This is a genomic window from Micromonospora sp. BL4, from assembly GCF_003667505.1.
Classification (GTDB): domain Bacteria; phylum Actinomycetota; class Actinomycetes; order Mycobacteriales; family Micromonosporaceae; genus Micromonospora.
Map to the genome: position 1 here is coordinate 47,124 of NZ_RCVJ01000171.1, position 13,032 is coordinate 60,155.

The window sequence follows — 13,032 nt, forward strand, 5'->3', positions numbered from 1 at the left end:
CACGCGGGCGTACCGCGATCCGGCGACGCCTACGGAGCGAGCTCCTTGTTGGACCGCGCGGCGCTCGTCACGACGATCGACCTCTCCTCCCGGCTCAGGAGCCCGTCCTTGACGAACGACTGCGCGAGGTGGTTGACGGCCGACACGAACTGGCCGTGGTTGGAGAAGGGCGCCTGATCCCAGAGCAGGTCGAGGAAGGTCGGGCCGTCAGTGCCGGGTGACGGCACGCCCGCCACGGGTACGTCGTAGTTGGGCAACCCGTCGTTCCGCTTGCGGTTGGGCACACCGGTGTCGACCGACCCGAACACGATCGTCGGCTCGACCCGCCGGAAGTACGACGAGGCGGCCTGCGTGTCGCCGATGTGGTACGGCCGCAGGGTGAAGCCGTGCGTGGTGAAGAGCGCGTCGCCCGCCTCCGTGCTGCCGGCGGCTGTGATCGCCGCGCGGGCGTAGTCGCCGTCCCGCTTCAGGTGGCGGTACAGGGACAGTTCCCGGTAGTTGCCGACACCCGGGTTTCCGAGGATCTGCAGCAGGAGGGGACCCCAGAAGATCGATTGGGTGTCGGGGCGGTCCAGCGCCCGCTCGATCCGGATGCTGAACGGCATCCGGATCTCGATGGTGTCGCCCGGCTTCCACGTCCGGCTCACGGTCAGGTAGGTGCCGGGCTTGGCGGCGCCCTTCTGAACGACGCCGTTGACCGTCACGACGAAGCCCTTCTCCACCCAGCCCGGCACCCGCAGCTTGATGTCGAGCCGCCCGCGCCCGTCGACGGTCAGCCTGGTGCGGTCCTCCCGCGGGTAGTTCGTCTCCTGGGTGACGACGAAGCCCTTCTCGGCCCAGGTCAGCGTCGACGGCACGTACAGGTTGACCCACAGCGCCCTGCCGTCGGCCGACTTGAAGTAGACCGTCTCCTGGTACTTGGTGTGGTTCTCCATGCCGGTCCCGCCGCAGCAGGTGCCGGTGTTGCCGTAGCTGCGGGTGGCGCCCGGGGTCAGCGGTTGGAAGTAGGTGACCTGCGGGTTGTTGACGTTCGTGTTGTCGGCACGCGAACCGAGGATCTGGTTGAGCAGGCCGCGCTCGTAGTAGTCCAGGTACGCCGGGTCGTGCTCGTGCAGGAACAGGTTACGAGCCAGCTTGATCAGGTTGTAGGTGGTGCAGGTCTCCGCGCCACCCTGGGCGATCGAGTTCGCGATGTTGTCCCGGTTCTGGAACAACTCGGTGTTGTTGTTGGAGCCCGGGTAGTTGCCGCCGGTCCCGCCGTTGGCGTACATCCGGTGCGGGACGACCATGCCGAAGAAGTTCTTGGCGGCCTTGAGGTACTCGGGGTCACCGCTGTGCTCGTAGACGCGCAGGTAGCCGACGAACTGCGGCACGTGCGAGTTGGCGTGCAGCCGATCCGGTCGGCGACGACCGGGACGGGTCTGCGGCGTCGTGACGAGGATGTCGCGGTTCTCGACGCAGGCGTCGAAGAGCGACTCCCGGTTGTCGAAGCGCTTGGCGGTGTCCAGGTGCCGCGCGTCGCGGGTGAGCGCGTAGATCTCGGGGAACACCTCGTTCGCGCCACCGGTCTCGCCGGCGATGTAGAGGTCCCACATGTAGTTCAGGTTGTCCCGGGTGATCGGGCCCGTGTACGCGGGATGGTTCTTGTCCCCGACGGTCAGCGCCAGGTGGGCCCACTCGGCCATCCTGACGACCACGTCGAGGGCCTTGGGGTTGTCGGTGTGGTAGTACGCGTCGAGCAGACCACGCATGATCTTGTGCTGCGTGTACCACGGCGCCCAGGTGTTGGTGCTCAGGTCGCCGCCGTAGACGGCCCACCGTGGCGGACCGAGCCGGAGCACCGCGTCCTCCGGGATCGCGCCCAGGTAGCCCGGGTGGGTCGGGATCCAGTCGGCCGCTCCCCCGCTCTGGCTCGCCACGATGCCGCCGTCCCGGCCGTTGGGCGAGGCGTCCCTGATGGTGGAGCCCCCCTCCTCGTCGAACCGGTACCAGGCGATCGACCCGCCGCCGGTGCTCCCGGCAGCCGAGTCCAGCAGCGACCGGACCTCCGGCTGGCTCAGGGCCCGGTCGAAGATGTGGAACTCGTCGACGGTGGCGTCCAGGTACGCGTCGCCGTACTGCGACCGCCCGATCCACCGGTTCCCGGGGTTTCCGAGGTTGGCCGGGCTGAGAGTCATGGCCGTGTTCTGGCCGGCCTGTTCACCGTTCACGTACAGCGTGCCGGTGTTCTGGGTGAGGGTGACGGCGAGGTGCACCCACTGGTTCGTGGGCAGGGCCGCGGCGCCGTCGATCCGTTGCTCGCCACCGCCCCCGCTGACCGTGATCGCGAACCTCGGCACGTTGCCGGTGACACCGGCGCGCGGGGTCAGGAACATGTTGACCGTGGTGTTCTGACCGAAGTCGAACAGCCGGCTCCAGCTCTGGGTGGAGGCGAGATTCACCCAGGCGGCGATCGTGAAGTCGGCGAGCTGGCTGATCGCCTCCTGCGGCAGGGCGACGTGCTGTGCCTGGCTCGGGCCGTTCAGGCGCAGGCCGCTTCCGAAGCGACCCGGTACCCGGCCGATCTGCGGCTCCTCCGGTTCCTCGCCGCCCGGGCCGCCCCCGCCCATCCGCGCGGTGATCGCGGCCTGGCACGCCGCCAACTCGTCGACCATCCAGTCGAGCTTGCTCTTGAAGATCGGTTCGCCGTGGTCGGCGTAACCCTGCGCCAGGGCCGTCATGAAGTGGCCGGCCCAGTGGCCGCTGAGCAGCCCACCGTCCTCCCAGCCCCCGGGGACGGAGACGCCCGGCGGGTTCGGTCGTCCGGCCTGGTTGTTGAACAGCACGAGGAAGCGCCGCTCGTCGAGCTGCCGCAGGTAGCTCTTCATGCGGTCACGCTTCTCCTGGAGCAGGCCGTCGCCCAGCGTCACGTCACGCAGCTGGAACGGCCGGACCGGGGCGGTGCCGCCGGGGCCGGGATCGGCCGGGACGGCGCCCGGAGAGGCCAGGCCGGTCGTCGTCCCGGTGGCCGTCGCTGCCTCCGCGGCGGTCGCCGGGAGCGCGCCGGCGGCGGCCACTGCCGCGGCGCCGATGGCCGATGCCTGAAGTACCTGACGTCGGCTGACGGGCATCTTGTCGGATTCCACCATTGCGGATCGTCCTTTCGAGCGGGGATCTTTCGAGCGGGGGGTCAGGGAGCCGTTGGCGCGTTGCCGGCCAGGGCCGATGTCCGGGCTTCCGCCCGGCCCTCGTCCCGGGCGTCGGCGAGCAACTGCGCGAGTCGCCGCCGGCGTCGGCGACGGGTGCTCCGGATTGCGAGGGCGAGGGCCGCGACGGCGGCAGCGAGGGCCAGTTGCGGCCACGGCAGCGTCCAGATCGTGACGGTGGCGGTGGCGGGCCTGATCTCGGCGCCGGCCCCGTCACCGCCGAGGACGGCCGGTGTGAGGTCGACGCGCGTCTGGAGTCGTCCCACCGCCCAGACGCCGTCGAGGCGGGCCTCGACCTCGCGGCTACCGCCGGGCAGTGTCTCCTCGACGTTCGTCGTGGTCCGCCGTGTGGTCAGACCGAGCGGACCGGCGGCGGTCGTCCGGCCGTCGCCGGTCACCGCGACGTTGCCGTCGTTCGTCGTGGTGTAGCGGAGGTGGACGGTGCCGGCCGAGAAGGGGTTCCAGGAGCGCTCGTACCGGGCGGTGAGGCCGCTGATCGCCAGGGACGCGGTGACCGTGCCGCTGGCTCGCAGCATGACCCGGAACCCGACCCGGCTCTCGACGGCGACCGTGCCGCCCGCGCTCGTGACCGCCGCCGCGATGCCGGCCGGGTGGTCCCCCGGCGTGGCGTCGCGGGGCACGGTGATGGTGAACGGCACCACCTTCGTCTGCTTGGGTCCGACGCTGACCGTCTCCTGCACCCGGATCCAGGTGCCACCGTCCACCGACTCGCGGTTGGACGGGAGCATGTTGAACCGCCCCTTGTCGGTGAGGTAGCCGTCGGCCGCCTTGAGCGCGAACACCACCGCGCCGTCGCTGAGGTTCCGCACGGCCAGGTGCTCGGTCACCACCTGGCCCGGGTCGAGGGTCCGTTCGACCCACCGGCGGCCGTCCGGGCCCTGCTGGTTGGCCGGCTGGACCGCCCAGGTCAGCGTCGGGCTGGTTGGTTCCGCCATCGCGGTGGCGGGTGCGATCGGCACGGTGACGAACACTGCGGCCAGCACGGCGAGCAGTCGCAGCGGCGTCCGCGGCGAGGTCCGGATCATCGCGGGGTCCTTCGACGGAGGGATGTGGGTGTGGGGGCCACGGCGACGCGGCCCCCACCCGGGCGTCACTCGAACAGGGAGAGGGTCAACGTCGAGGTGTACGAGCCGGCGGCGACATCCGCCGGGGTGCGCAGGTACAGGTCGGCGTCGACGGAGTACGCGTCGCCGGTGACCGCCTCGGAGTCGAACGTCGACACCAGCAGCTCCTGGTCGACCAGGCCCACGTTGTTGCCGGGCTGGGTCGGCTCGTCCAGCACGGTCACCACCTCTTCGCCTTCGGTGACCAGGCCGGTGTCACCGCCGTCGAGCAGGCGCGGCTTCCAGCCGAGGTGGCCGGCGCTGATCGGCGCCTGGCCGGCGCCGCCGACGAAGTCGGTGGCGCTACCCAGCACGGCCCAGGCGGCGTCGTCGGGCACCTCCTCGGCCGTGCGGGTGTCGGTGACCGTCACCGTCGGCAGGCTGCCGACGAACTGGCGGACCAACAGGGTCGAGCCGTCCTCGGACAGCGCGACCGAGTTGCCGGCGATCGACATGGCGAGCACGCCGGGTTCGACGATCTCCTCGATGTCGACCGTCACCCGCACGTCGGTGCTGTCGCCGGGATCGGCCTGGACCGGGGCCTGCAGCGCCACCGTCCCGGCCAGCATCGCGCCCGCGGCGCCGGCCGCGAGCAACCGCCTACGTTTTCCTGCGTTCATCTGCCGCTCCATCGTCACTAGTGGTTACGGGGCCTGACGGGGATCGCCGGCACAGTCGGCGCCGGCGTGGTCTGCGGTGCGGACGGTCGTCACGTCCACACCGTTGATGGGCCCGGTGGCCCGGACGGTCGCCGAGCCGGCCGGCGCCGAGGCCGTCCGGGTGGCGAACGACTGGTAGGCGTTCGCACCGGGTGCCACGTCGGCCACGGAGCGCTGGCCGTAGGCCGTCTCCAGGACGATGTCCACCGGCGCGTCGTGCTCGTTGCGCGCCTGCACGGCGATGTACGCCCGACCGCCGACGCACCGCGCCTGCGCGCTGACCGTGACCGGCACGACGGGTTGGACGCCCGGGTCGTCGGCGACGACCCGCCACTCCGTGATCGCGACCGCGGAGTACGTGGTGCCGTTCCCGTTGGCCCGGATCGTGGCCCGCACCCGGGGCGTGGTGACCGGATCGAAGGTCACCGTGTTGAACGCGGTGGTGCTCGTGCCGTAGGCGGACGCGCCGGTCACGTCGCGCCAGGCCGAGGTCGCCTCGTCCCAGTACTGCAGCACCCACCCGTCGGGTTCGGCGACTCCGTCGCCGGTGCCGCGGTTGGAGTCCCGCCAGAATTTCAACTCCGTGCCGGTGACGCGCACCGGTCGCGTCCAGTCGTACTGGACCCACTGGGTGGCCGGACGGTTGCCGGACCAGGTGCCCCAGACCTGCGCCTGGCTCGGGTTCGCCGGGTCGGCGCCGTCGTTGAGGGCGGCGACGCTGTTCCACCCCGCCGTGTAGGAGGCGGTCGGGGTCGCGATGGGCCCGACGTTGCCGGTCAGTGGCCCCGACAGGTCCGCCGAGATGGTGACCGTCTTCGCGGTCTCCAGGTTCCCGGCCGCGTCGAAGGCACGGAACGACACGGTGTGCCGGTTCGGGTCGGGCGCCGCGACGGCGCCGCTGTAGGCGGTCCACGCTCCGGCGTCGACGGCGTACTCGATGCGGGTGACCCCGGAGGTGGCGTCGCTCGCGGTCACCGTGACCGCCCGGGTGGCGCTGTCCACGGTGGCCGTGCTGGCCGGTGCCGTGGCGTCGATGCGGACGGCCAGGCTCGCAGGCTCCGAGGTGTTGCCCGCGCGGTCGGTCGCGGTCGCCGTGACGGTGTGCTGGCCGTCGCCGGAGACGGTGGCGTCCAGGGACCGTACGGCGCTCGCGACGACCGGCTCGGCGTCGTCCACCCGCGACCGGATGGTCATCCGGCCGCCCCGATCGTCGACGCCGGCGATGCGCACGCGCACCGCGGACCGGAACCAGCCGGCGGTGCCGGCGCTGCCGCTGGGCGTGAGCGTCAGCGTCGGCGGGGTCTCGTCACCCTCGGTGTCCTCCGGTGAGATGACCCGGACCTGCGCGGAGACGCGGCCGGCGGCGTAGCCGAGCACGCTTCCCCCGACCGTGAACGTCCCGGGCGTCGCGACGTCCTGCGGCGTCACCGGGTCCCAGTAGACCGGCACCCGCAGCGTCTGGGCGCCGAACGACACCGGCAGACCGTCGGGCAGCTCGGTCTCCCCCACCTCCACCGTCATCGCCGGCGGGGTGACGGACTCCGGCTGAGCGGCGAGGACCTTCCACTCCTCGACCGCCACGCCCGAATAGGTGCTGCCGTTGGTCGACGCGTCGAACACGGCGCGCACCTGGGTGGTGGTCACCGGGTCGAACGAGGTGTTCTGGAAGCCCTGCGTGCCGGTCGGAAAGCCGCTGGGGCTCGGCACGTCGGCCCACTGACCGCTGTCGAGGTTCCAGTACTGGATGCGCCAGCGGGCGGGCGCCGCGACGCCCGCGCCGGTGCCCTGCGGCTGGTCGTTCCAGAAGTCGATCTGCGACCCGGAGATCCGCATCGGCTGGTCCCACGTGTACTGCACCCACTGCTGGGGCGGGTTGTTGCCCGTCCAGGTCCCCCACATGTCCGGCGGCAGCGGGTTGGACCGGACGATCTCGTCGTTGAGCGCCTTCACCCAGTACTGGGTGGGCACCGGCTGGTTGGAGACGGTGACCGTCGCCGCCTGGGCGATGTTCGCCCGCGGGGTGCGGTCGGGTCCCCTGACCGGCGTCGGCGTCACGAGTTTCAGCCGCGGCGGGCTCTGCGTGTCGTCCCACTCGACGGGGTCGATCGCCACGGAACGGCGGAAGTGGCCGCCGCCCACGGCGTCCGCGGTGTGGTACGCCATGTACCACCGGCCGTCGAACTCCAGGATGCCCGGGTGGCTCGTCGTCGAGGAGACCGGCCGGAGCATGGTGCCCCGGTAGGTCCACGGCCCCTCCGGCGACGACGCCGTCGCGTACGCGATGCAGGCGTGGTAGTTCGCCGGGGTGCACTGCGAGGTCGGGCCGGCGTTGTTCCCGGCGTACGCCATGTAGTAGGTGCCGTTGCGCTTGAAGGCCCAGGCCGCCTCGAAGAATCCGGTCAGGCCGGTGACCGGGCGCTGGGTGGTGACCGGCGTCTTCATGTCCTGCTGGAGCTCGATCATCCGCAGTTGGCTGAACGAGCCCCACCACAGGTAGACCCGCTGGTTCGGGGCGGTGCCGTCGATGAGGATCGTCGGGTCGATGTTGTGGATGGTGTTGGGCGTCGGCACCCGCTGGGAGATGATCGGCCCGCCGGCGTGGTCGGTCCACGGGCCGGTCGGGCTGTCCGAGACGGCCACGCCGATCGCGAACTTGTCCGAGGCCGGGCTGTCCTGTTCGTTGATCGGTACGTACCAGTAGTAGCGACCGTCCACGCCCCGGACGACCTGACCGGCATACGCGCGCCCGGGTGTCGCCCAGGCGAAGACCTGTTCCGGGCGCATCAGCGACGGGTAGTGGGTCCACTCCCCCGCCTCGACGTCCGTGGTCCGGAAGGCGCCCCACTCGTTCATGATGAAGTCGTTGGTGGACGGCCCGGCCTGGTCGTGCCCGGTGTAGATGTAGAGCTGGTCCGTGCCGCTGTCGTTGCCGGGAGCGCCGGCCGGCACGACGACCGGCGCCGGGTCGGCGGAGTAGTAGGTGCCGTCGCCGAGGATCGGGTTGACGGTGTTGGTGAAGGTGTACGAGTCGGCGGCGTGGGCCGGGGCGGCGACCCCGACCAGGCCGGCGGCGACGAGTCCGGCGACCGCCGTCGCGGCGAGCGCCCTGCGGAGCCGACGCGCCGGCCGGCCGGTTGGTGGGGCGGCGCCGCGCACCACTGTGGTGTTCACGGTGTCGATCTCCTCACTGTTGTCCGGAGGTGGTGGCGGCGCCGGTGCGGCGCCGCCACCACGAAGGGTCAGCCGCAGGCGAGCGCGCCGAACGGCGCCTCGAACGCCACCGTCACCGGCTGGCCGTCCACGCTGCCGGTGGCCTTCACCGTGGCGACCCCGGCCGGCACGGCCGAGGCGCGGGTGGTGAACGCCTGGTAGGCGGACGCGCCGGGGGCGACGTTGGACACCGTGCGCGACCCGTAGGGCGTGACCAGCTCGATGGTGAGCGGCACGTCCCCGGCGTTGCGCGCGTTGACCGAGACGTACGCGCGGGTGCCGATGCACTGGGTGCGCGCCTGCACCTCGACGTCCCACGTCGGGGTCTCCGGCGGGTCGCCCACGGTGAGGGTCAACGTGGTCCGGGTGGCGCCGGCCTGGCTGACGTAGTCGGGCAGGATCAGGTTGCCGATGATGGTGTAGCGACCGGGGGTGTCGACGATGTCCTCGTCGAAGTCCCAGTCGACGCCGATGGCCTGGTTGTCCCGTGACCCGTCGTTGTAGGAGACCTCCACCTTGTCCGGCAGGTGGGGAAGCTCGCCCACGTCGACGGTCCGCTCGAACGTCTCGGCGCCCTGAATGGAGATGCCACCCGGGGCTGTCTCGGGCCGCACGTAGACGCGGGCCTCGGCGATGAGGCCGTACGCGTCGTTCGTGCCGTAGACCACGAACGGTTCGACGTTGGTCTCGGCGACCATCGCCGGCGTGATCTCCTGCCAGTTGAACGCGACGGTGCCACGTGCGCCGCTGGCGTAGACCGCGTCGAGCGTGCTCGGCAGGGTGGGCACGTCGCCCACCGTGGTCCGGATGAGCACCGGTGAGCGCACCGAGTCGACGGTCTCGCCGTTGGCGCGCCAGCGCAGCACACCGGTGCCCGCGCCGCTGCCCATGAGGCCCCAGATGCGGACGCGCAGGTAGCTGGTGGTGACGGGTTGGAAGTCGAAGTGGTTGTAGGCGTTGGTGGCGAGACCGCCGGCGTACGTCGAGTCCCCGGTGAGGGTGACCGGCGTCCAGGTGGTGCCGTCCGCGGAGCTCTCGATCGCGTACGTGGTGCCGGTGGGCCGGCGGGTGCCGCCGTTGTCGTCGTACCAGTAGATGTCGGTCGACGACAGCCGCACCGGCGCGGTCCACCGGTACTGGATCCACGCCTCCCGCTCCGGGCTGGTGCCGTTCTGTGGCTGGCCCCAGTTGCCCCAGCCGTTTCCGGCACCCGGGTTCGAGCTGTTCGGTGTGGTGCTCTCCTTGACCCGCTGGTGGTTCTCCCACGACGAGGTGCCGCTGGTGCTGATCGTCGCGGACGAGCCGAACTCGGCGACCACGTCCCGCTTGGCGAGGGTCACCGCCACGGTGGCCTCCGACCGCTTCTCGCCGTCGCTGGCGAAGAGCCGGAACACGTAGTCGCCCTCGACCGTGCCGGTCACCCGGGTGGTCAGCGCCTTCGGGTCGGAGAAGATGACGCCAGCACCGGGCGGGGCCGAGACGGTCTCCCAGCCGAAGGTGAGTTCGCTGTCGTAGGGGACGCCGTCGTCGGACGCCGTGCCGGCCAGCCTGGTGGACAGGTTGCCGTCCGCCGAGCCGTCACGTGCGGCGGTGACCACGGGAGCCTGGTTGGAGACCTCCGGTACGTCCCGTCCGGAGTTGAACACCTGGATCTCGGAGATCGCCGTGTAGTGGGTCGGGTTGTTCGTGAAGGCGATGCGCAGCTTGCTCGACGTCACGGTGTCGAACAGCGCCTCGTTGAACTTCGCCGACGGGACGGTCGGGTTCTTGAACTGGCCGGGCACCTCCTTCCAGCCGCCGTCGCCGTCGGGCACCTGCACCCACCAGCGCGCGGGCTCGCGGTAGCCACCGGCCTGGCGGTCGCTGACGGCGTACAGCTTGACGTTGTCGAAGGATTTGGCCGACCCGAGGTCCAGCTCGATGTAGCCGTTCTTGTCGGTCGTGCCGTAGTTGCCCCAGTAGGGCTCGTTGGCGGTGACGCCGTCGGTCACGGCCGCGAGCGACACCGGCCGCTCGGTCTCCTTGATGGCGCCGGGTGTGTGGTTCATCGAGGTGCTGCTCCAGCCGGGCGTGTGGAACTGCCGCCACGGCGTGGGCCGCGCGCCCTGCTGGGTGTACGACGAGCTGAGGTCGGCGCCGGCCGCCAGGTTCGGCGCGTCCTCGGTGAGGTCGATGCCGGCCGTCTTGAGGTAATCGACGACGCGGGTGTCCTCGATCGGGGTGTCGACGGCGCTCGGGACGTCGGCCCCGGTAGTCGCGGTGAACGTGACGGTCAGGCCGTCCTCGGCCTGGACCTGGTTGGTACGCGGGTCGTAGGTGAGCTTGCCGAGCTTGTCGGTGCTGACCTTCTTCTCGCCGTTGAGGAACAGACTGTAGCCGGCGCCCAGGCCGTACTCGCTGCCGTCGGGGTCCCAGACGATGGTGACGTCCTGGCCGTGGTAGCGCAGGTTGTTGGCCATGAAGTGCTCGTAGCCGAAGGTGATCGGCGACAGCTCGATCTTGTCGTCGGAGCGCGGCTGGAGGCCGGCCATGTCCTCGACGAAGATGTAGTTCATGTTGCCGAGCATCACGTGGTTCGGGTTGTTGCGGTTGTAGGTCTTCGTGGTGGGGTTCCAGTTGGAGTAGTACTCCGCCTGGTTCGGGGCGCGCAGGTCCGCGTTGGGGTAGATGCTCCAGGCCATCCAGTCCAGCAGCCGCTTGGCGTACGCCGGGGTGATGTACTTCTGCTCCGGGTCGTAGTGGCGCAGCGCCGAGCGGACACCGCGGTACTGCACGGTGAAGTTGATGTTGGAGAAGTTGTTGGAGCCACCGATCCCGTAGGCCGTCCGGTCGTACTGGTTGGCGGTGTAGAACGGGAAGATCGGGAAGTTGTCGCCGTAGGTCAGGAAACGGTAGCCGTCGACGTAGGTCTGCCACTGGTCGAACGGGATGAGGTTCTCGGCGTAGACGTCGTAGAGGTTGGACTCCCGGGCCGGGATCAGGTCACGGGCCGACTCGGGCAGCGGGTTGGGCCGGCCGTTGGCGGTGGCCGCGCTGGTGGCGCCGTGCGACGTGCCGGCGAGGAACATCCGCATGTCGGGGCTCCACAGCCGGTCCAGGATCGCCGCGCGGATGGCGTCGGCGCCGCCGGCCATCTCGTCGACCTTGCCCTGGTCGGCGCCGGCGAGCTGGTAGAGCTGGCGGGCGGCGTCGAACGCGCCCCACACGTACGCGGACTCGGGGCGCTCGATGGTGCGAGCGCCGGGCGCGCCGGCGTTGGCCTTCGGGTAGCCGAAGGTGATCGCGTCGGCGTCGTTGCCCGGCATGTAGTTGGTGTCGTACGCGATGAGCTTGTCGTCGTTGCCGTCGTAGTGCTCGAGCTGGCCGACGCCGTCGCCCTCGAAGTAGCGGGCGAACTTGCGGGCGATCTCCTTGCCGCCGCCGTGCACGTTGTATGCCTCGAGCCCGGCGGTGCCGAGGTATTGCGAGTAGTGGTTGTTCCAGCTCGTGTGCCCCGGGCTGTCCAGGAAGGCCGAGGAGCCGGACAGCTCGCCGATGTTGAGGACCTGGCCGTACGGCAGGTACGGCGTGCGCAGCCACTTGGTGTCCTGAAGGTGCATCGGCTGGGTCAGCGCCACGGCGTTCTGGTAGAGGTTCACCCCCTCGATCGTCGTGGGGTACTGGTAGACGTGACCGGGCGCGTTGGCGTCGAGCGTGTTGTACCGCTCGCCCCACCAGCGGTAGACGATGGCCTTCTCCAGCGCGGGGTCGGGCACGTCGATGTAGGGGACGTCCTGCGCCCAGCGGCGGTTGAACGCGGTGATGCCGGTGCGCACGGCCGTGGCCGGCGGCATCTCGGCGTACTCCTGGTAGCTCTGCACGGTCTTGGTCAGGGTGGCCGAGGAGACCGCGCCGACCACCGACAGGGACACCGTGCCGCCGGCCGGCACGGTGATCTCGCGGTCCAGGTTGGCTCCGGTACGACTGAAGCCGGCGCCGGTGAGGTCGACCTTGATCGAGTCCCACGCGGTGTCGACGAGCCCGTTGTTGGAGCCGCTGGTGATGGTGCGCGTGCCGGTCAGCGACGCCGCGCCCGGCCCGGCCTGGGTGGCCAGCGGTGACGCGGCGCGGACGGTGAAGGTTGCCGGCGCGTCGCCGGGGTTGTCGAAGTCGAGGGCGGTGACGGCGACGTTGTCCTCGGTGATGAACTTGGTCTGGTTGGCGGTGACGCCGGTGGTGCCGATCGTGTACCGGCTCTTCGCGTGGCTCGGCGCGTTGAACCGGTTGGCGTTGACCTCGGTGACGGTCTGCCCGGGCACCGTGACGGTGTACAGGTTGCCGAGGTTGTTGGGGCCGCCGACGTACGCGCTGCCGGCGAAGCCCATGATGGTGAAGTTGTTGTTGCTCGCGCCGCGCATGTAGAGGGAGCGGCCCCGCGTCATCAGCACCGCCGACCCGATCGTTCCGGGGACGCCCAGCACCCGGTCGAGGTAGTAGTCGGTGCCGCCGGCGGCCAGATCCTTCTCGAAGATCGACTGGTGCATGTTGCCCGCGGTGAACGGCACACCGGGCTTGAGCTGGTTGGCGACGTCACCGACGTTGCTGTAGGTCGGGTCGCCGATCTCCATGGCATGGTTCTGCCCGTTGGTGTAGACGCCGACGTCACCCTCGTTGCCCGGCAGGACCGGGCTGTCGGCGTGGGCCGGGGACGGTACGCCGACCGCCCCTCCCACCACCAGCGCGGCCAGGGCCGCCCAGAGGGGCACCCGCCTCACTCGTCTATGGATCATGTCGTTCCTCCCTGTCGTCGGTGCGGCTGAACGGGGCGGCGCGGAGAAGCGTTAGCGCTAACATCAGGGGGCCTCCCGGCCCGTG

Annotated in this window: 5 protein-coding genes; all 5 read right to left on the reverse strand. The window is 70.6% G+C overall.

Annotation, left to right across the window (positions count from 1 at the left end; all coding sequences use genetic code 11):
• Positions 1 to 29: 29 nt before the first annotated feature.
• The gene (locus EAD89_RS23350; protein WP_233578985.1) at positions 30 to 3,128 is read right to left on the reverse strand and encodes a beta-L-arabinofuranosidase domain-containing protein; all 3,099 of its coding nucleotides are present in this window, start codon (positions 3,126 to 3,128) and stop codon (positions 30 to 32) included.
• Between the two features lie 41 nt (positions 3,129 to 3,169).
• Positions 3,170 to 4,231: a hypothetical protein gene (locus EAD89_RS23355; RefSeq protein ID WP_121653345.1), complete on the reverse strand. Its 1,062-nt coding sequence runs from the start codon at positions 4,229 to 4,231 to the stop codon at positions 3,170 to 3,172.
• Positions 4,232 to 4,296: 65 nt separating this feature from the next.
• Positions 4,297 to 4,929 (reverse strand): hypothetical protein, encoded by a 633-nt coding sequence (locus EAD89_RS23360; RefSeq protein ID WP_121653357.1) that lies wholly within the window; start codon positions 4,927 to 4,929, stop codon positions 4,297 to 4,299.
• Positions 4,930 to 4,953: 24 nt separating this feature from the next.
• Entirely contained in the window at positions 4,954 to 8,148 is a 3,195-nt protein-coding gene (locus EAD89_RS23365) for a family 43 glycosylhydrolase (protein WP_121677226.1), read from the reverse strand.
• 59 nt (positions 8,149 to 8,207) lie between these two features.
• A complete protein-coding gene (locus EAD89_RS23370; RefSeq protein WP_233578997.1) occupies positions 8,208 to 12,947 on the reverse strand; it encodes an Ig-like domain-containing protein in 4,740 nt (1,579 codons plus the stop codon).
• Positions 12,948 to 13,032 lie beyond the last annotated feature (85 nt).